Origin of the sequence: Colwellia sp. Arc7-D (assembly GCF_003061515.1) — a bacterium.
Lineage (GTDB): Bacteria > Pseudomonadota > Gammaproteobacteria > Enterobacterales > Alteromonadaceae > Cognaticolwellia.
On the sequence record NZ_CP028924.1, the window covers coordinates 4,245,378 to 4,269,505 of the forward strand.

At 41.5% G+C, this 24,128-nt stretch carries 6 protein-coding genes; all 6 read right to left on the bottom strand.

Features of this window, described 5'->3' with window-relative positions:
* Positions 1-147 precede the first annotated feature (147 nt).
* Positions 148-5,217, bottom strand: a complete 5,070-nt coding sequence (locus DBO93_RS18460; RefSeq protein WP_162533832.1) for an SdrD B-like domain-containing protein — start codon at positions 5,215-5,217, stop codon at positions 148-150.
* Between the two features lie 165 nt (positions 5,218-5,382).
* The gene (locus DBO93_RS18465) at positions 5,383-6,081 is read right to left on the bottom strand and encodes a PEP-CTERM sorting domain-containing protein (protein ID WP_108457648.1); all 699 of its coding nucleotides are present in this window, start codon (positions 6,079-6,081) and stop codon (positions 5,383-5,385) included.
* A gap of 1,096 nt (positions 6,082-7,177) precedes the next feature.
* On the bottom strand, positions 7,178-14,218 hold the full coding sequence (locus DBO93_RS18470) for a lamin tail domain-containing protein (protein ID WP_108457649.1): 7,041 nt from the start codon (positions 14,216-14,218) through the stop codon (positions 7,178-7,180).
* A gap of 8 nt (positions 14,219-14,226) precedes the next feature.
* The gene (locus DBO93_RS18475) at positions 14,227-15,294 is read right to left on the bottom strand and encodes an OmpA family protein (protein WP_162533833.1); all 1,068 of its coding nucleotides are present in this window, start codon (positions 15,292-15,294) and stop codon (positions 14,227-14,229) included.
* Positions 15,295-15,314: 20 nt separating this feature from the next.
* Positions 15,315-21,200, bottom strand: a complete 5,886-nt coding sequence (locus DBO93_RS18480) for a DUF11 domain-containing protein (protein WP_162533834.1) — start codon at positions 21,198-21,200, stop codon at positions 15,315-15,317.
* Between the two features lie 135 nt (positions 21,201-21,335).
* On the bottom strand, positions 21,336-24,053 hold the full coding sequence (locus DBO93_RS18485; RefSeq protein ID WP_108457652.1) for a DUF11 domain-containing protein: 2,718 nt from the start codon (positions 24,051-24,053) through the stop codon (positions 21,336-21,338).
* Positions 24,054-24,128 lie beyond the last annotated feature (75 nt).

The window sequence follows — 24,128 nt, forward strand, 5'->3', positions numbered from 1 at the left end:
TTGTTGGCAAAGTTATCGGTCAGGACAAATAAAGTCATGCTACCTAAAAGCAGAGTGCAGAGAACTTTATATAAAAATAAATTATTTCACAAAAAAAAAGCGCTCATGTGAGCACTTTTTAATCATCAAAAATTTAATTATTCATTTTTACATAAGGGTAATTACTTCACCAGTACTTAGCTCAATCTCTACTGAGTACTTATTCATGTTTTTATCTACCTTATCGTCAAACTTTATCTTGATCTCTTTTTTATCATCGGCCTTAATTTTTCTTTTATCTTGTGACTTTTCCCATCTAGTCACAGTGACCGGTGAAGCCTGTGTTTCAGTATCGTAGATTTTATCTCCACCATTCTTGATTTCGACTAAATCACCGTTTACAGAAGTAGGCCAGTCAACAGAGATGCTTTCTATGAAAACATCTTTATTACTATCGTTATGAATATAGAACTTATATTCTTTCTTTTTTAAGTCCTTAAACTCTGCTCTAACTGCACCAACTGAACCACTGCTTGGCGCACCTAAAACAGCTTCAACAACACCTGTATTGTTTAAGTCACAGCTAAATGAGCCAGTTTCACCTGTCATGCCATTTAATGCAAAGCTGTTTACTAGGCTGTTATCATCGTTTTTATTGTTACCTTGTGCAGAACCACAGTCATCAGAGCCATCCATAAAGTCATCAGAACATGACAAATGGAATGCCGATTCACCACTAGTAGCGCCACTTAGCGTAACAGCAAAATCATTACCATAAGCATCTCTATCAACGATGAAGTTAATCAAATTACCTTCCTGTAGATTTTCAAACACTTGGCCTGCAGCTGTTGTAACTGTTGTACCATTTGCGCCATTCCAAATCATTGATAATTCAGTTAATGGTTTAATGTCACTACAAGTCAGCACTTGCTCTGGTGTTGGCGGTTTTTCAGGTACTACAACCGTTAGAGGAACAGTATCTTGAGCACTACAAGCTATACCAGAAGGTCTAAGGTTACCCGTTACTGTTAGCGTGTTGTTAAAGACATTATCAACACCAGGTAAAACAAACTGAGTACGAGTCAATTCAGCACTGCCACCTTGAGCTGCTAGATCAAGAGATCCAAGCGGTCCAAAACTATCAGAAGCTTCATCAACAAAACGTTCAGTACTGTTGTTTACAATGGTGTAGTTATAAAGCATTTCAACACCCGCAGATATTGATTGACCACTTTTGGTATCCATAGCAACTAAATCAACTGCACCATATTGGTCACCTAAACTTAAAGGTAATGAACATGATGTATGCATAGCTACTTTTTGTACCAAGTTACCTGTAGCGCTAAAGATTTCAATTATAGTATTTGAATCAAAATCGTTTTCATTAGCTGCTGCAGAGGTTGCAGTAACAACATCACCAATAGTTACATTGGCCTGAACGGTATCAAGAAATACTTTAGCCTTGTTACCTGTTTTGCCATTGCTCACTTTGATACGAACATTGTCACCAGCTGTACCACCAACGATACATTCTGCTTTACCACCTTGAGTGTTGCTAATAACACAATCGCCACCAAGATAACGTAAACTTACATTAACAGGCTTGCTATCACACGAAGCATTAGTAGGCATTTCATAAGTACAAGTTTCCGCAGTAGCAATTGGATCAGTTGGTGAGTTACATACTAACGCAACACCATTTTCACCCGCTAAACCGTCTAGTAACCAGCTATTTAATAAGCCTGCTTCATTGTTTTTACTATTACCTTGCGGAGCACCACAATCTTCAGGGCCATTCATACCAGAGTCAGAACATGACATATGGAAACGAGATGTACCTAAGCTATCACCATTAGCGTTGAATACTTCCCAATCAATGTCATTACCTGCACCAGCAAAACCGCTGATAGTAACCACATCGCCATTGTTAACATTACTACGAGTCGTTAACTCTGTATTATCAGTTTTACCGTAATAAGCAACAATGTTTACATTATCTTGACCATCCCAAATCATTGATAATGTATCTAGTGGCTTAGCATCACTACAAACAAAGTTAACTGGTTGCAGTGAAGGTATAATTGCACAAGTAGCATTAATATCTAAAGCACATTGGGCTATTGGAGCAACAAAACCTGCATCTACATCTACATTTTGCTCACCAGAACCTAGCGTAATACAACTGGTTGTACCCATATCGCCGTCAAAGTTCTCTACATCACTATCTATAGTCTCATCAATACCAACATTAGCATTAGTAAAACTTAAACCTGATGGAGCCGTAAATTTAACTCTATAGTCACCTGGGACCAAATCAGTGAAATTGTACATACCTGATGAATTAGTAAACACAGACGTTACTTCATTACCAAAGATATCAATAACAGTGCTGTTGCTACAGTCGAATAACTCAACCATTACGCCATCTAAACCATTTTCATTGTTTAGCACGCCATTGTTATCGCTATCAAGCCATACTTGGTCGCCCAAACTAGCCGGTAAATAAGCGCCTGCATCCAATGTCAGGTTTTGGTCTCTAACGCCTAATTCTATACATTCACTCGCGCCAGAATTTGGATTAGCATCACTATCTACGTCGGTACTCATACCAGTAAAGCGTGGACTAACTATGTATCCTGCTTGAGTCAAATAAGCTAAATCAAACTGTACTGCATAACTACCAGCAGAAAGGCCTTCAAAGAAGTACAAGCCACTCGCGTTGGTATTAGTCGTTATACCCGTAGAAATTAAGAAGTTATCAGCACCACAAATCATCAATTCAACAGGTACACCTTCTATACCATTGCTTAACTCATTAAGGTCTTGAATACCATTAGCATTGGTGTCATTCCATACGAAGTCGCCAATACGTGATTCATTAATTGTACGTATACCAGCATCAATATCCGTGTTGCTTTCACCTGAGGCTAAAGTAATACAACGTGTTGTACCCATAGTGCCATCTTGGTTGAAGTTTTCTGCGTCGCTATCCATTACATCAGGACCAACAACAGCAGTAGTAAACTCAAGACCAGCACTGGTAGTAAACTTAACCGTATATCCACCCGGTTTTAAGTTACCGAAGTTGTATAAGCCATTACTGTCAGTAACTGTTGGAAGCACAGGGTTGCCATAAATGTCGGTTACCTGAGTATTACTACAATTAAACAATTCTACGCTTATGCCAGCAACACCAAATTCATCAACAAACAAACCATTACGGTCAAGGTCATTCCAAACTGTATCACCTATAGACGCTGGAGCAATAACGCCGGCATCAACAGATAAGTTAGTTTGATTAGTCAAAATATCTACGTTAGCTGTACGGCCTGTTACCGCATCTGCATCACTATCAAAGTTTGTATCACCTTGATTTTGCAACGTATATACATAACCGTTAGGTAGCGTATATTCTACACAGTAGTTACCCGCTATAAGATCTGAGAAAAGGTAAAAGCCATTTGCATCAGTAGTGGTATTTGCAATTACATCTTCATCACCTGAAGTACAACTTGCATCACCATCAAGGTTTTCTAGTAATGAAACACCAACACTTGCAATACCAGCGCCACACTCAGTACCCATATCACCGGTATCACCTACAATGCCATTACCGTTCGTATCAGCACATTCTTGAATACCATTGCCGTTAAGGTCTTGCCATACACGGTCACCTAATGCTGCAGTTGAACTTACAAGTCCTGCATCAATAGTAATGTTATTGCTACCGGCTATCACTTCAATTGAGTTTTGGTTTGCAAAAACCGTCTGACAGGTACCATCGCCTTGAGCAACCACATCGCTATCGGCAACATCGTCATTGCCCATATTGTCTACAGTACATTCATAGCCTGCAGGTTTAACTACAGCGATACAATAATTGCCAGGAGCAATATCATCAAACAAGTAAAAACCATTGCTGTCTGTAATTTGTGACGTAACAATCATTTCATCAGTTGTACCACATACGCCATCAGAGCCAGTTGACAATAAGTTAACGGTTACATCAGCAATACCTGAATTACATTCTGTACCAGAATCGCCTAAATTACCTAGAATACCATCTGCAGGGAAGCTAGAATTGTTAGCACCACCATCGATACAATTTTGAATACCATCTAAATTAAGGTCATTCCATACACGGTCGCCAAGTGAAGCACTTGAACCCACTAAGCCCGCATCAAAAGAAAGGTCTTTATCACCGGCTACAACTACAATAGGGTTTTGGTTGTTATCAACGGTTTGACAAGTGCCATCCCCTTGGTCAACAAAATCGCTATCCACTAAATTGTCACCACCGACATTCTCGGTAGTACATTCAGTGCCAGCCGGTTTAACTATTGATACACAATAAGAACCAGGCTGAACACTATTAAATAAGTAAAAACCATTAGCATCGGTAGCTTGAGTAGCAACAAACGCTTCGTCGCCTGAACCACAATAGCCATCTGAACCAGCTGTTAATAAATTAACAGTAACATTAGCAACACCCGCATCACATTCTGCGCCAGCATCGCCAGCATTACCGATTATGCCATCAGCTGGGAAGTTGTTATCGTTTGCGCCACCATCGGTACAGTTTTGAATACCATCGGCATTAAGGTCAGACCATACACGGTCACCAATAATAGCGGTTTTTGCAGGAATACCACCTAAGTTACCTTTAGATTCACCTTCAAAATCAACAGTAAAATCACCGTTAAAGGTTGAGGTTTCCATTATTTGAGAGACAGAAACTACGCCTGTAGGAAATAAATTTTGCAGTAATCCTCCAGTGATCGTAAAGTTAAAATCTACTATATCGTTATTCGATGATGCATTGAAATAGCCAAAAGCACTGACCTCACCGGTAAGTAATTCACCCGATACTGTACCTACATTGGGTACATCAACTTCACCATAAACAAATAAATCATGGCCTGGGTTGCCACCAATTAAGGCACCGGTTTCATCAACGCTAATATTAATAATAAAGTGTTCTTCGCCACCAGAAACAGGATTGATATATATTGGGCGAAGGTTTGGTAATGTAAGTGATACCGGTAATGAATTAACAACCAACGTATTGTCAACAGCGTGGTAATTTGTTGTAGTAGGATCCTGCAAATTATAGCTTATCTGTGTCAGTTCTAATGTGTCGTTCAGCAACGCAGCTGTTGATAACTTTGGTACAGCTAACGCCATTAACACTGCACTAGTGGTTATCCAAAGGCGATGATTTTTGTGTAAATTTATCATGTAGGGCTCCAAAATTTGGCTCAAAAAATATTTCATATTTTCAATAACATTAGTCACAGTTCACCCTTAATACTTAGTGAAAAGGAAGAGCAATATTTTAAATTGAGAAAGGTGTTGGTGGAATACAGTGCAAATAAACCCAAGACTGCATTCCACTATTATAATTTACTTAGTTTTTTTGCGGCGAGAAAAACCCGCTAGGCCAAGAATGCCCGAGCCAAGTAACCACATGCTTGTTGGTTCAGGAACTGCTACACGAAGTCCGTTATCAGATAGTGCGCTGGTACTTGAAAAATTACTCATCCAGTCCCCAGAAAAACCTGATTTTGCAAGGATAATAGCACCAATGCTATTAATGCCACCAAAGAAGTCTGCAGCGTCACCGCCTGTTATTTCAAATAGGAAGTATAATGTTCCTGAGTTTTCAAAGCCGAATTGAGAAAGAACGCCAGTTAATAAGGTAGTATTAGTAGGTGAACGCATGTAGCCATCTGGTAAGGCTATACCTTTGCCTGAGCCGTCTTTGCCGGTAAGCCAACCACCTATTGATATACTGCCACTTTCAAAGTCACCATTATTATCAATTTTAGCCTCTAGTACGTAATCTTTACCATCGCCGTCAAGTTGGTACGTAAGGCCATTATAATGAAGTTCACTTGCATAACCTTTGGCAGTAAATTCATCAGTTTCTTCAAAGTATGTGGTTTCAAGCGATAAAGCTGATATATCTGGGCTATCTTGTAAATCAAAACCAGCCAAGCTAGCTTGGCTCGACATACTCATACCTATAAGCATTGCACCTAAAACGACACGGCTCCATATACTGCTTTTTACTTTTTGAACAATGTTTTTATTGTTATACATTATCAGTTACCTTATTTAAAAAATTTAACAAATATCGAAATCTAAAAATCATTAATTACTCAAGTTATCCTTAAGTATTAACTAATTAATTCCTCAAAAAGCTTTTAATTCACTAAAGTCTGATAATGCACAAAGCATACCAATTGTATTATTTAAATTTAAACGTTTAATATCAACAAATTAACTTTATGTGTAATTTTTTTTATACATATATCACTTAAATGTGTAAAATTTTTCGACAGTCTCCCTTGAAAATTAATAGTACTTTATAACCATGACATTAGAGCTGACAATTTATATTAAAACCTTTTTTTTCATTCAGTTAAGTTATGTTTTGGACAGCTATAACTGATATTAAGATCAGTAATAGTGATAACTTTTGATAACGTATCCTTACATTAAGATTTTAGTGTAATTGATCCGCTATATTCTTTGATGAAATATCAATTCTAAGTGTGTTGTGTCATATTTTTTTACAACTTATTTTATGCTTCTATAATATTTAAACGAAGTTTATGAAAAGTAAATACAGTAACAAAAAAGCAGTCCTATATTGGCTGCTTCTATATGTTTATTTTAGTAGAAATTATGGCGCCATTAAACACCAAAAATTTCAACTAAGAATCTATTAAAGTTTCTGTTGTGGTATATAAATAATATTGGAAATGTAAAGCAACTACTTTCAGCCATTTTTTACAAATAAAGTTAGATAAAAGCTAATATGATAACGCGGGAAAATGATAACAAAAAATAGCTTTAATTTGCGGAGCTTTTGGTAATACCAACCCTCACTATTATTGAATAAAAGGGTGAATTATAAAAAGTATATGTTGTTAAACGAAGTTAACTGTAGGTTTTACTGCTTTTTTGAAAGCTTTTTGTTTTGCTATGCACTATTCAAACAAGCTTGAGCGTTATCGATGCCATGTGATATTTTAAATACCACTTATTATATAAATCAACATAAAATATTAATCATCGAGCGCTTTGACGCGAATATATAATTTGCATAACGCTAACATATATTCGCCGAAGGCTTCCTCCTCAATCAATAAACCGTCAAAAATTTTTCGCTATCGCTTGTTTTTCCATATGATTAATTGTCTACCCCTACCTTATAGACCACTGTTCCTTCAGTATCTGGGTCGAGTTTTCCTGTCATTGTCCACGCTACTGAGCCAGAGCCATTGACAGCTGGCGCTTTTGTAACTGCACAATTACTAATAGATGTAGGTAGCGGAGTAATACAAGACGCGGACAAAAAGTGTGTAAACACGGGTGTTGAATCATAGACCACTATATTATCAAGCGGCTCCCGACTGGTATTGCGATAAATAATTGTATATACCAAGGTTTCGCCAGGTAAAGCACTCGTCTTATCAACCGACTTAACAATAATTAAACCCGCCTCTGACGCTAAACCTACCGTGGTTAGATCTGAGCGCACACTGGTATTATTAGCGATATCTGCACCAGTAAATGCCATGTCAGATTTAACTTCAATAAGATATTGCGCATTAGGGTCTGCCATAGCGGGTATTAATACTTTAGCGATGGTGCAAATTTGTTTATTTGTATCAGGATCAACTTGAATACTGCCATTAATCACCGGATCAGATGCTGCCAACTGACCATCACAGTCTTCATCTAAATATAGAATCGCCGACCAACCACTCATATCAGGTGTAGCTACCGGATTTATAATACTAAAACTAACATCACCAGGAGCCTCACTGGTAAAAGTATGAGGAAAAACAACAAAGCTTCCGGCAATGCCACTACGCTTATGATCTGGCGCAAAGGCTGGAGTTGCTATATCGCCAAAGGCAAGGTCGGTATAGGTCGTGCCTGCTAGTGCAGTGAAGCTAATTACATCGCGATCAGTATCAACTGTTGCGCCACTGTTTCCAACGGATTCTGTAACCGATATATAGCCACTGGGTGTCTGTGCCTGAATACTGATATTACTGTAGGTCGATGGCACCCATAACTCAAATCCTCCACTCGCATCGGTCAGTACGCTTTCCAATACGGTAGTACCGTCGAGAAGCTCAATGGGCACACTAGCACTTGCCTGCTCATCACCATCCAAAATACCGTTATATGCAGTACCTGCGCCCGCCCCGTTATCGACAAAAACATTACCTCGCACAATACTTCCATTGTAGTCACCAAAATTTTGATTTGGAATGGTAACACCGGCAACGGTAACCTCACGTGTATTAGTGGTAGTTGAAACAGTACCGCTAGGGTCTGACTCAGCAACCGGGCAGGTGGCTGGTGTCGGTACAGCCTCGCCATCAGCAGATATGATTTGGTAATCGCCATTTGCCACCGATGTAAATTCATAATAGCCTTCATTATTCGTCATGACCGAAATACAGGTATTATCGACTAAGTTGAACAACACAAGGGTACTATCTGCAGTTCCAATCTCGTCAGTGTTGAACTGACCATTATGATTTGCATCGCTATACAAGTAACCACTGACTATCACGCCTATAGTAGCAGGAACGAAGGTAACGCCATTGTTATTAAGTCCGGCGGAAGAAGTTCTACCAGCAGCAGCATCATCATCGCCGATTATAGTGGGTAAAAAAGCTGAACAGCGGCCACTGGCATCATCACTGGTGGTCATTTCCCAACAAGCACTGGTATTGCCATCAAGAGAATCACGGGTCAAGCTTAAAGACTGTCCCTTGCCTACGCCATCCAATTCTGCTTGAGTAACTGTGTTCCACGCGTTTAACGAAGCCGGTGGAGGGGTATTTAAATCATTTCCGGCTCCCCAGGCAATATAATCAATTAGGCCTAATGAAGAGTTAATTAACCACAACTCATCACCATCACGGTTTAAGTTATCATTAACATCCATCCAATCTTGAAACCCAGCTGCGGGTGCCTGAGTATCACCTGAATTAGGCCCTAACCAAATAACCGCATACTCACCATTAGCCAATGACGCGCCGCTTGGAAATATATAACTGGGATTATTTGCATCTCCGGTTAAAGAGTCGCCTCCATCGATATCATCAACATAAATGTTGCCGTCTACCAATTGCCAACCCGCCAATGAAATAGGGCCGCCGGATACATTGCTGATTTCAATAAACTGATCGTTACCATTTTTTGTGCGGGTTAACACCTCATTGATGATCACCTGACCTGCCAGAACGCCATATTGAATATCTGGCAATAATCCAAAATCAATATTGCTGATATCAGCTCCCGTTACAGTAATAGTGTTAAGGCCATTGGATGGCGTTCGAAATGCCCAAGCATTTGGAGCATTGGCAGTGACATCAGAAGAAAAATTATTGTCATCTACTACCAGTTGATAGCTACCATCAGGCACTCCATCGAAGCTATAAGCGCCGGTACTTGGGTCTACACTGGCTATTTCAACTGCATAATATGGGTCGAGATCAGAAACCAGTTTGACATAGGTGTTCTGATTGACCGCCCCCTCAGCATCGTGACTGCCGTTGTCGTTAGCATCGTAGTATACAAAGCCGCTGAGCTGGTTTAGTGTTCCCGCTGGGAATACTTCATACAACGATTTGGCAATATCACTGGTGGCATCAGGATCACCCTGATCAGAACCCAAAATCAAACCCACATTACTATATTGCCCTGATGCATCTACCTGAGCGGTTATCACTAGAGTGGCTGTTTCACCGTTAAGTAATGAGAAGCTATCCCAAATTCCGGTGGTGGAATTGAATAAACCCGATGATGGCGTACCACTGATGTTTGACAAATCGCTCGGCATGATATCTTGCACCACAATGTTTGTCGCCGAATCAGGGCCATTATTAACTATTTCCAAGGTGAAGGTGACCGTATCACCGATGGTGACTGAGGGATCATCAATTTGCTTGGTTAAAAACAAGTCGGCATTACCGCCACTCAGCACAGTTACAGCGTCATAGTTATTATTGGGGTTGGCATCAGATTGATCGCTAGCACTAATTTCAGCGTTATTACGCAAGGTACCTGTTTGACTAACATTTGCCTTAACTGTCATGGTTTGCGTAACACCTATTGCGACGGTACCAACTGTCCAGTCAATGGTGCCTGCACTGGCATTGTAAATGAAGCTACCACTAGTAACGCTAATATCAGTAGCCGGCACAGTCACTGATAACCCTGGTGTCATAGTATCTAGCAATTGTACACCTGTGGCTGTATCAGGACCGTTGTTTGTCACTTCAATGGTAAACTCCGCGGTATCACCCGGATAGACCACACGATCATTGACAAAAGTCTTTGTCACGTTCAAATCAGCTTCGATAACATCCACCGTAGCCGAATCACTATTATTAGCTGTTATCGCATCGTGCAGATCTGAAGCGGTAACCGAGGCGTTATTAACCAACGTTGCATTACTATCAACGCGGGCTACAATCACCACCTCTTGTTTATTACCTGCACCAACCGCTATAGCAGGGATATTCCAAGTAATAACACTACCACTAGCATCTAATGTTGCTGTGCCAACGGAAGTGGTGATATCTGTACCTGCATCGACAATAGTCAAACCATTAGGCAACACATCTGTCACTACCACATTGGTTGCGACCTGCGAACCAAGGCCGTCAACCGAACCGTTGTTTTCCAGTGTTATAGTAAACTCTACTGATTGACCGACTGTCAGAGGCGCACTGTTTGGAGCAACTGGAGCGGCACTCACAACTTTAGTCAATTGTAAATCCGCGTCAGGTACATCAATCACTGCCGATTTTGGACTTTCAGGCGTGGGGTCTACTTCATTAAATGCAGTAATCTCAGCCGTATTAGTAATTTGCTCTGGATTGTCCACCTTTGCAGTAATTATTAAGTTTGCAGAACTGCCAAACGGTAAATCACCAATAGCCCAAACGCCACCGTTATAACTTCCCACACTGGCAGTCGCCGTTAACTGCGTAACACCGACGGGTAATGTATCGCTGATCTGTAAGCCAGTAGCATCATCTGGCCCAGTCGTATTGTCGACAGTGATAGTGTAGGTCACCGTTTCACCGATGGCCGGAGTGGCGTTATCAACCACCTTACTTAAAGCAAGATCCACCTGTGGAGCCGTTACTGGCGTTACCAAGGTAAAGCTGTCATTCACAGAGTTATTATCTACTCTTTCATTCACTTCTGAATTGGTATATTTCACTGCCACCTGATTTGTCAGATCTCCAGTATCGGCAGGGGCAATAGCATTGATCACAATAGGCGGTAAGCTACTACCGTTTGCGAAAGTTTCGTCAGCTGAAGGTCGGTAATCACATGTAACCGTAACAGGTACTCCTGCGGTGAGACAGCTCCAAGCTGCATCGGTATTGGTCAAATCGACAAATGTTACTTCTTCGGGCAAGGTATCAACGACTTGTAAATCAGTTTGCAATGTACCTGCCAATCGAATCGACAAGTCAGAAGAGCCGTTATTAACTACGTCAATGACGTAAGAAAAACTGTCATTTCTGTCCAATTCTGAGACCGAAATTGGTGATGGCACTGTGGCATCTTTTGTGGCTATTTTGCTAACCCCAACATCAGCTTCAGGGCTACCTACCGAAGCGGTATCAAGGTTGTCAAACAGGTCAGGATCCACGACTTGAGGTACACCATAGCTACCGAACTCAAAAATGGTGGCGACATTCTCAACAAGACCGTCGTCTACTGTACCACCGAGTAGAAATGTAGCACGTTGATAAGTGGCATCAATAGTAAGCGCTACCGTTTCACCCACATCTAACTGGGTAATATCCCACTGCAATACATTATTAGTTTGGGTTAATGCGACACTACCACCATTAGGCGTTGTGATGCCATTATCGGGACTGCTGACACCATCAAATCCACTTTGTACTGAGGCTACATAAAGTGGAACCGGATCGGTTACACGTATGTCAGTTGCTGTGCTTGGACCATTATTGGTCAAGAGCAATGTAAACACGATGGCTTCATTATCAACCGGATTAGCATTATTAATTAACTTATTGATTTCCAATGCAGTAACTGCAGCTACTGTGCGGGTTGCTGAATCACTATTGTTGGTGGAGTTAGTATCAAACGACTCTGGAGCATCCACTGAAGCAGTGTTGACGTAATCTCCACCCTCTGTACTCGTGACGACCAATTCAATGATATCTGCCGTTCCACCTGGGGCTAGCCCACCAGGTAGAGTACAAATAACGGTTCGAGTCGATATATCATAGCCACAAGACCAACCTATACCACTAGCACTGACATATTCAGCCCCAACGGGAAGCACATCAGTCATAATTATTTCTGTCGAAGCTTCAGCGCCATTGACGTTATCTACATTCATAAAATAACTATAATCTTCACCAGCGAGCACTTCCGGTTTTGGACCGATAAACTTATTGATGGCTAAATCAACTCTGGCTTTTACGCCGGTACTTTCAGTCGCACTATTATTGGCAGGGTCTACTTCGGTGGCGTCAGAACTGACTGAGGCCGTATTATTTACTGTGGTTGCAAACACCGGAGCGGTAACCGCTAAATTAATTGTCGACGTACCAACTGGCAATGAGGTTACGGTACAACTGACCACCCCTGAATTATTATTGCAACTCCAGCCGCTGCCGCTAGCTGAAACAAAGGTTGTATTGGTGGCAGTAAGATCATCGATAACCACAACATTTGGGGCTGTGTCCGGACCAGCATTAACAACAGTTAGGGTATAATTGATCGTTTCACCCGTGCCAACAGGGTCAGCATTATCTGTTTTAGTAATCTGTAGGTCAGATAAAAAAACCGGATGAATTATTGCGCCTTTCGCATAGTAACTTGTGCGACCACACACATCAGAAACGACACCGCGAATCGTACATGGCATGTCAACATTCGTTTCAGGTGCAGTAAACGTAGTAGTGGCACCGTTAGGATTAGAAAAAGTGCCTCCACAAGTACTTTTCCATTGGTAAGTGTAAAGGCCACTTCCTTCAGTGACCGTAACTCCAAGCGATATAGCGTCACCTTCATCTATGTCGCTTGGCAGTTCAGCAGTAATCATTTCGATATTAGGTCGTTTCTCAACACCTGCATGCAACAATGAGCTGAAGTACACTCTTTGCGCGTTGACATCATCCGCTGTCCCTTTGGCATGACTGTGGCCGCCTTCATACATCACCATACCTGCATTGGAATCACCAAATGCTCTTCCCCAAGCAAGCTTTACTGCTTTGCCTGGGCTATTAGCGGGCACATCGGGGTGATCGGGGTCCCAAACCCCAATATTGGTTGTACTACGCCAGCCGCTTCCAGGCACTGGTAGGTAAATTTGTTCAGAGCCGTTTTCCGTAGCCAGATCTATTTTCCCCATATATTGAGCCATTGGGCTATTCGGTATGGCTTGGCTATAAGGGAGTGTTCCTGCTTCGTGATCGCCAAAAATAATCAAGCCATCATTACTCAAAAAATGAAAGTTCTCGGTTGGATCAACTGGATTTTCTAGACTCTCAAGAACACTTACAGCATGACAAGCTGCCCACAGATGGCCGCCATTTTCGATAAACGGCAGCAAGTTTTGATGCGTCGCCCAGGCAGGATCAGCATGAGGCATGGCATAGAAATCATCACAGCTATTTAAATCAGAAGGTAAGCCCATGCGATAAGAGCTAGATGGAATTTCAGCGCTCTCATAATAAGGTACTACCAGTGATCCCCTGTCTAAATCGAGTACTGCATTGGGAAAAGATGTAATGCTGGATATAATAGGCGCTGTAAAACTGCTACTAGTCGGTGAACTAATCACCACACCTTTAGCCTGCCAGGTTGATAATATGGCGCTAGCCTCAGCAACAAAGTCCGCAGCTATGATAAATGAGCCACCCCGATAGTTGACACCATCAACGGTAAAATCAATGCCATCTTGAGCTTTAGTAGGGCTAATAGACCAATCGACCGGAATTTGCTGATTTACCGCTAACTCATAAATCAATCCATAGGGTTTCAAACCATTAGCTGCAGTTTGAGGAAGCACTCCCATGTTAATAATCACTGAGCCCGGAGGAAAAACTTTATCGGCTGCCAATACTTTAGGCAAGTATACTGAAAGTAAGACAAATAACGAAAAAGTCAGTAGCCTAATCAAATTAAGTGGGTTTGTTACGCCATTCATAGTGCATCCTACTCGTTGTTTTTTAACTTGGTTGACGGCTCTACTTTCAAATCAACCGATGAGATTTCGCTACGCTTTGATTGTTTTGGTAAAAGTATCAACTCCACTCTACGGTTACGTGCTAAGTCTTCAAGGCTGTTTCCTTTTTGAACAGGGAACAAACTACCTACGGCTTTGATATTAATTCGCTGCCTTTCGACACCAAATTCGGTTAACACCTTGGCGACACTTTCTGCTCGACGCTGAGAAAGCCGAAGATTATGACGATCTGCCCCTCTAAAATCGGCATGACCTATTAAAAGAATATTGTGGTTTGGATATAGAAGCAAGCTTTCTGCCATTCTTCTAACAATGCTTTTAGAAACATCATCAATACGGTGTTCATCAAGCGAAAAATGAACAAACTTAGGCATGTTAGGTGTTGCAATAATATCGGCTTGAACACATTGAGATTGGCTATCAAGTAACGTGCGAGCATATCGTTCGGCTTGTTGTTCCGCAGCTAAAGCGTGTCGCCAGCCCTGTTCGAAATATTCATGTCCGACCCAAACCAATTGGACCTCTAAACGCGCTAAATCGCAAGAGACACATTGATTGTCTTTTCGGTCTTGCCATTGATCCACTAACTGCCAAAGATCTTTCCTTACCTTTTGGCTAGCATTTAAAATAGGTGTTTCGTAATGACGATTTTTTGTACCTTGCTCAAGCCCTTGGATAATTTTCTCAGCTTCCTGTCTTGCTTCGATTGCGACGCCCGTCCTGTCATTATCAGTATATTCAGTGTAGGCCATATCAAGCCAAGCATTGGCTTTACAAAGTTGATAGTTATTGATTGTGGTACTTCCAATCCTTAGTCTGTGCAAACGCTCTTGTAAAGCGTGCAAGTTTTCTAGACTGTTCTGATAGGCACTGTCAGTAATCGTTACGCCTTTTTCAAATGCGATGCTTGCTGATTCATCAACCAATCTAGTAGTGTTAGAGCAACTGCTAAGCATAGACACAGCTACTGTGGCTATAAGTATCAATGCCCGTTGCTGCTGAGTTTTCTGCCAAATAAGGTAAAGTCTAGTCATCATATATTTCTCCTTGCCCATGTTTATTTAAGCCAATCAAAGGCATCTTCATCAAATTTAAATCGTAAGCGAACATAAGCTCCTGAACTGCTGTAATCACTATCGGGTAGCTCTTTGTCTTGCACTGCAAAAAAGTTATAACCTGCCGACAACCAAAGGTTAGTGGTTAATAAGTAACCCACTTCGATACCAGCCATTTTGTTTTGGTTTTTAAAACCGTCAGAAGTGATCACTCCTCCCATCACCGATACATCTACACGTTCAGTAACATCGTAAATAGCACGTAAACTCATTAAATGTGCTGTGTGATCACTGCGATAATCGATGCCTTGTTCTGTTACATATTTGCCCGCATAGCGACCACTTAAGGTCAGTGAACGACTAGGGTGCCAGTTAGCATGGGTAGTCCATATGTGTGCTTTGCGCATGGTGTTTTGGGTTTCATCATCTCTAATTTTGTATTCATAACGCCCCATACCAGATAACTCATTGGTATCTGTACTTCGATAAGCAATACCGGTACGTAAACGGTCTTCAGTCAGCTTGTCACTGGTATTTAAGTTGCGACGAATCGACAGAGTATTCTGTAATAAAGCTGACCAGCTATGATCCAATTTCATTGCCACGCCGAAGGTGTTTAATAAGCTCTCAGAAGTTTCACTGCGTCTCACCTCCATACGACCAGTACCTTTCCAGCGCTCAGAACCAGAATAATCAAGCCCCATTGTAATGGCTAAACTCTCACCTTCTTCACTTTCCTCAAGCGAACGAACCTGCTCAGAACTCAAATTTAAACTAAGACCCTCGGTTAGCTTCCATGTATTACTAATGCCTATAGCCGCCTCTGCTTCACCTCCACTAATAACATCTCGCACCCGATATTCGCTAAACACATGGCCATTATCTAGATAATCAAAATCGAGTCCAATCTGGGTGCTATTATTTCGAGCAGAAGCATCCAACCCATATTCACCACTGCTGCTTGAAATCAATTCGTGACGTGCATAAACTCGTCCTCGATTACTGACCTGATATTCACCACCCAGTTGCGCTCGATTGCTATCAGAGTCAGCCAGATCCTGCTCGTACTCTGTAAACATACTCGCCTCAGGCATAGACTCTGGTTGCCAGGTTATTTTTGCCAAGCCGCTGGTCAATGCTCTACTACTCGATTTTTCATTATCGCTCTTTGCTACCGTCGAAGATTCGACATAGCGCATACCTAATTCTAGGCTTACCGAATCTATCAATTGGCTTTGCAAAGACAGTTTGCCGCCCTGACGTTTATCCTCTGTAATTACATCTTCGGTAAAACGCAGTTCACTCTCTAAGCGATTCTTTTTATTGATTCTATAACTAAGTTGGGCACCGGCTTCATCATGACCAGAGCGAACAGATGCATTAGGATTAATAAAATCTTCTTCACTTCTTACTGCATAAATACGTGAATCTAACTTTTTACTCCTATGTTTCCATTCCAACCTAGCTGCATAACCTTCGCCTTCTATATCGGTTTTAGAATGTGCATACTCTACAATTAAGGTATCGTTATCGGTTACTTTTAGCGTTGTATTTGCACCACTTAGTTGATAGTTATTTTCAGGATTTTCATCGGTAATATGAGAAATCCCAACCTCAACTTGGTCTGTTACTTGGAATTGACCATCTGCACCATAAACCCAATGTGTTTTTTGATCGCTATCTACTTCAAAACTAACGCGGATATAGACTGGATTAAAATCCGCGTCGATACTTGCAATTGGCTGACGGAAAACTAGATCACCGCTAAAGAAATCCAAACTGTAGTCTACAAATCGGGTCAAGGTTTTAGTCGATAAAACTAACGATGGCTGCTCACGGTCACGAACCAGTATTTCCACAATTTCACTCTGACGAACCATATTACGATTATCCAGAGGGTAGGGACCGGAAATTCCCTTACCTTGGAATTCGCGAACAACCTGGCTAGTGTAGTCATACGAAGCAAATACATTAACTTCAACTTTAGAGGTTTGAAGGTGTCCCTGAAGGCCATTAAAAGTACGGTTGAAATTTGATAACCTTCTGGCTTCATTATTGGTGTTGGTACTGAAATCACCATACTGGAGGTATGAACGACCTTTATCAACGCGAACAAATAGCTTACTGGTTGACTGGGCTTCAAAGCCTTTAATTGAAGAGTCACCATACACAGGATAGAACTCATCAGGACGAATATCTCGGAAAAGTCGAGTATTCTCGTCACGATCTGAATCATAAGATAAGGTAAGTAAATGCTCACCCAGAATTTTTCCTTTCAAAAATAATGCTGCGCGCGCTCCTTTTTCGAGTTTATCTCCGCCGGAAAAGTTAAAGCTACCAATAGTTTCTTCGAAACCATCATTTTTAGAAGCAGGAGTAACTTCATCGCTACCTAATGTTCTCATTCCTACAGCACCTTCAAGGATGCCCGATACCATTAATGGGCGTAGGTCAGGTAAAAAATCCAGTTCAAATGTGGACTCCGTGATACCACTACTAACCCGTATCAGGCTTTCTCCAGGCATATCTGGCGGTAACAATTCAAACTGTGCTGTACCACCTTCAATGAAGGTCTGAATGCCAGATTCTTTAGGGTCAAGGTCTTCTACATCCCAAACTCCCAATGTACTTTCTAGTGTAACTGCCGTTCTTGCCGATACGGGTAAGTCTTTGTCATCTTTTAAAGACACGGCTAAAACAACGGGAGTATGCCCATCAGCTGGAGAACCATCAATTTCACTAGAAATAACCAGTCGGCCAAGTGAACCAGGAGCGGAAACCTGAATAATTTTTTCGCCACGTTGATTATCAAACTGATCAAGTTGAGCCAATTTCAGCTCATTTTTACCGGGCTGTAAGCGCACTGCGATATATTCCCAAGCTTCGACACCGGTACTGCTCATCACCACTTTCTGGCCAATACGGTTCGCGTCTTGAACTTCGCCGTTAACACTTAATTGTAGTGCGGCTCCAGCAACACCTTTCACTCGAATACTAAGCTGGCTGCTCGCCAAAGTATCATTGTCTTTCAAATCTATAAAACCGAGCGTTGCATCAAGTCCCTTAATTAACTCTCCAAGGTCAACCGAGTCGCCTTTTGCCGGTGCACTTGAAGGAATAAGTGACTTAGTTGGTAGTGTTGCTTTTTTGTTTAGCGACTTAAATCCTGTCATCTGACTTTCACCACTGACAATACCACTACTGGGTAAACTACGACGGTCGCTAATGGTAGTTTCTGGATCTGTCTTTAGGTTTATTTTCAGTCTTTCTTCAACTTCAGCAACACGAACAGCGCCCTGTGCTCTACGTTCTTTAACTTCGCCAAGCATAGTTTTAGTACAAGAACCTTCTGCAAAATCCGCGCGGAAGAGTTCACCTCTTTTGACGTCAACAAAATTGCTGTAAGCATCACCAGCGTTGCGGCTAGACAGATTTACCATTTCCGCATTATTTGGCAAAGTGGTTTTATCAATACTTAGCACATGAGTTTTAGCCTGTAAGCCAGCAAAGCTGTATTTTCCCTCGACGTCCGAGACAACATAACTACCATCTTGCAGATATAACCGAACGCCGGGGATGCCAAGCTCCTCGATTCCCTGCATACGGTCACGATTACAATCCATATACACTTTACCAATAATAAAGGCTTCATCACTAAACACATCATCTTCGACTTTGACTTGGGCAACGCCTACATTGGATTCAGCGTTGTCATTAATGGCGCGAACTCGATTGATGCCGTCACCTCGTAGCGCACTATTTCTTATCTGAGTGCGATAAGTGAATGTGATTGAAGTATCACGCACAAACCAACTCACATTGTATTGCATATGTGAACCATCGGTAATCGTTGGGTCTGCAATCAACTCGCCGTTTTGCAAACTCGTACCGGGCATATAAATAAACCCATCAGGGAGAAAGTCATCAATATTTACATCAAATAAATCATAGATCGTGTTATTGGTTACTTTTACGGTATAAAGCACAGTTTCGCCGACAGCCGCAACATTACGTGAAACAGATTTTTCAACGAACAATCCTGTCAATCCAGCCGGATCTAGAGGAATATCGTAATAGATAGGACCGGCTACTCCATTCATTGTAAACATACCGAAATAAGATGCATAGTCATCTATTCTGCGTTCAGGAGAAAGATCTTCAGGCATAAACGTAGACGTAAATTGATGTCCGTCAGGTGAAATAACTAATAAGCGATATTCACCTTCAGGGACTACCGGAAATTCATAATAACCATTAGCATCGGTCATAGAATAGTTGTTTATTAAATTCATTTCGCTATCAAATACTTCAGGTACATAAACGGAGCCATCAGGATTTATTCCTTGCAAAACTACCTGAGCGTTAGCCACTGGCTGATTGTTACGAGAATCAAATACGATGCCAGCTGGGTCAACTAACAATCGGGTCTCCAATAGCACACCAGGACAGGTATCCCAACGAGCGGTTAAAAAGTCATTACGAGTTACTTCAACATTAAAGTTGTTGTCTACTTGCTCATTTTCAGGCCAGGCTAATGTAGGTATTTCTTTAACCACGAAAGTACCTGTGTTTGGTCCAGTTTCGGTAATATAAAAGCCTCTTTCCAAGTCGCCTGACAGCTGGCTGCGCAAATCTATGGGGTAACTCTCAGCGACACTGGCATCAAGGTTACATGCCGCTGCTTCTACTTTTAAATACAACATATCACCAGCGTTTATAATTTCTTGTGTTCCGGTAAATGCAGAGTTCATGAAATCAATTTCAGCAGGCGCTGGTGGCTGCTCAACAACAACTTTATTACTGTCTACAACAAACGTTTCATCCAAAGTATTAAAGTAAGAAGTAGCAATATTATTGATATCATTACCACCATTTTCATTCACTTTTACGCTAAATTTGACATCAAAACTGTAGCCAGCAGGGATTTGTTGGTAAGCAAAAACAACAGCATCAATCATGCCTTTATTACTAGGTTGTTTAGTTTGATATACGTGTTCACCTGTACCAGCTAGGTGATAAAGAACTTGAGATGTGCCAGCTTCTAGAATACTTTCAAACTGGGTACTAAGTGGGATATTATCGCGAATTAATACGCGACGATCAGAACTGTCATCAATAATCACCTCAAAAGGGTCCATGCTCGCATTACCCACATTAGTACCGATTAATTGATATTCGATTATCTCGCCAGGTTTTCTTTCCTCTTGGTTACTTTTTTTAAAAAAACGTAACACAGCACCATTTTCCACCCAAACAGTATCCATTATACTCGACATCAGCTCAGTTTCTGGAATAAATGCCGCCAGATAAGCTTCTGCATACATACCTTTTGTGCTGGTTGTTGGCACTTGACCAGTCAATAATAAATCAAGACTTGCATTAGGCGACAACATGTACTGTTCGCCCACTTCATATTTAATATCTGCGCCATCAATGACGCCATTACTATTAGTGTCGATATAAATGACTAAACCTAACAAATTGTATTCATCGTTATCGCCATTTTCACAATACATCTCAAATAGAGATTCTATATTGCCGGTATTGGTCAGGCGATGACTCATTACTACCCAATTGCCTTGAGTACTATGTTGTTGTCGATCGTTTTCTAATTTGAATCCTCTTACAGGCATTACATTAACTGTCGTTGTGTTAGATGAAATTGATTCAACTCCACCCAATCTGGTGTGGTAATACCATGCTGTTGCTTGGTTAACTATAGTGCTTCCTGCCATTGGCATGTTAGACATTTTTCCAGAAGATGCCGACACTAAAGCAGAGGGAAGCAATGTTACCAAAACAATAAAAACAAATGAGCATACTAAAGCCGACAGAATTTTCTGTCTGCAAGCTTTAGTATGGTCATCTTTTACGTTGTAGTGATTCATCTTACTTTCCTTCGAATGTTTTTTGTGAGTGAGAATGCTCGCTTGCAGCTTGTTAACTGCCAAGCGAGGCTTATTCATTGTTGTTCGCAGTGGGGCGAAATCCGCCCCCAATTTACCTAGGAGTAAACTTGCTCCTTAAGGGTTATCATTTACCTGAACGGTAAACGTCAGCGAAGCATTTTCAGTAGGATTTAGCGTTGAAATAGTAGCGACTACCGTTCCAGCTGAACCATTGGTTGGCGCAGTTACATTCAATGCTCCAGTACCTGAAGAAGATACTGATGCAGGACAAGAACCAGCAGCGTCAGAACAATCTTCATAACTCGTAAAGTTAGGTGTGGAATCATTGATGTTTAAGTTTGTTACTGACTCAGAACCGCTGTTTGAAGCGATAATCTGATATGCAATACACTCACCTGGAGATGCAGCCAAGACGTTAGGGCCAAAAGAGCCTTCAACAATACCGTCACAGTTTGCGTCTAATGCTTGCTGCTTGTTCAGTACAACGTCACCCGTAATGACAGTGGTAATATCCTCTGCACTATCGGTTGGGCCACCTGAAAAAGTTGCAGTCAAAGTAGAAACATTAGTTTCACCAGGATCAGCGCCTGCTGGAGATATGACTTTAATTAATAGAGGAACACTTCCACCAGCAGCAATACCACCGAAGTCGTTAATATCATCTACAACTGTGTCAACACCTGCATCAATGACGCCATTGTTGTTCGAATCGTAGTAGATTATCGATGCCCAACCGCTGTTTGAATCAGTGTTAGTTGCCACTAAAGAACCATCAGTTTCTGCAACGTTTCCGTTGTTAACTAGTGTGTGTGGATAAACTTGAGAACCACCAGGGAAAACCTGACCAGCACCATTTATATTCAACTCAACAGAACGTAAAGTATTGGTAGTTACGGCGTCATGTTTTATGTCAAATGCACCAGATGTTGAAGACTGAGCACGAAAGTAAATATCAACTGTGCCCGGAGCCTGACCATCAGGTGTAGAAACAGTTGCTGTTATTTCAAGGTTTTCACCGGCTCTGATTACACCAGTGTTGGTGATCACATTCCCGCTAGTGTCAGTAAAAACAATTGACCAACCTTCTGGCAGTGTAGGAGTTGTAAAATCATTTGCTTCGTCAAAAGCTAGGTTATAGCTATCTGCTACAGCACTGGTATTTGCAACAAACAAAGTAAAGCTTGTTTGCTCACCTGGCTCAATAGTATTAGTGCTAACAGCAGCCGTTTCAGGGCCTACACCTTCACCTAATGCACCCGCATCACCAAATGCCGCATCATTCGTTAAATCGACTGAGCTAGCAGTAATTTCATTTAAATGATCAGTGACAAAATCAGACTGAGTTGGATCTACAGCTGAAGTAGCCGTTAGCTCAACATCATAACCAAGACCATTGTTGTTACCTGAAGCTCCAATCGGCAATGTAGCGACTAAAACTACTTCAAGTTCGTCGTCAGTGGAGACATTAGTTACATCTGAATCCAATGGACCAGTATCAGGAACACCGTCACCATTTGTATCAGTCAATGGCGTTAAGCCATCTGCTTGATAAAGCTGAAAGCTAGTTCCAACCGGAAAGGTGCTGTTTCCAACGGCCAATTCAAAGGTATCTATCCCATTACCATTGTTCATAATGATATTGGAAAATTTAATGGTGCCACCTTGATTTGCCGCATCGATTTCAGTAACTACATCGTTAGCTGAACCATCATCGTCAGAATTTGAAGCACTGTTTGTACCTTCTGAGTCAGTTGCTACAACAGCTGCTGACTGAAGTACGGTATAAGTAGCTGTATTGGTATTTACTGGAGCAAGTACCGCAGCACCATCGTAATACTCATAAGATGCTAAGTTATTGATATCGCCTGGAGACAAGTCACTATCTATGCTCACTCTGAAAGTAACTGTACCACTGCTGCCTGGTGCAACCGATGCAATAACTACTTGAATGTCTTCCCCTGCAATTGGATTAGCAACACTTTCGTACGAATAGTCGATTCCTAAAGGATCATCATTTGCACCATCAGTATCAGTTAGAACACCATTGGTAGCGCCACTCCAACTACCACTATTGTTGGCGTACATCATTCCTTCTGGCAGAATATCTTTTAACGTCACATTGGTTGCTGTTGCATTACCACTGTTGGTATACGTCAACACCACATCAAATGCAGCTAAACTTGGCGATGGACCTGATGACACGCTCATTGATTTAGTGACTTCAATAACCGCATTGTCGGAAACACTGATCGTATCTGTATTGAAATCAAGAATGGTTGGTTCAAACTGACTTTTTGCTTCAATTGTGAGTGTTTCAACATCGGCTGAAGTTACTGTTGAAGGAACCTGAGCAGCAACTACAATCCCATATTTTTCACCGGCCAGCATTGCTGGGGTGACGCTTATAGGATTAAAGTCATCTGGAATACCATCTAAATCAGCATCCGCATAAACTTCAAGACTGTTGAAGGTGATAGTACCGGTATTAGCATCCAGATCTGTTAGGTCATAAATGTCATTACCATTACCGGTGTTGGTTATTGTATGAGGGAAGTATACCGTGCCCCCAACAGCAACCAATTTGCTAGTGTCAGCTTCAATATCAACACCGGCAACTTGCTTAACGATTGTTTCAACCAGGTTAGATGTCGCTGTGCGTGTCTCGTTAGTGCCATCAGTATAGGTAGCTGTTGCTTGGTTACCGACCACAGCGCCAGCTGCAGGTGCAGCCGCCATAGCAGTAGTGGACATGCAAAGCGATGCCCCTGCAGCGAGAATACCTGTTGTCAGGGCACTCCGCTTGAATGTATTGTGATAATTATATTTTCTCATTTTGTTACCTCTTTCTGTTTTTAACAGTTCGTTTATTGGCTAGGTTTTGTACTTACTAAATTATTTATTCCATGA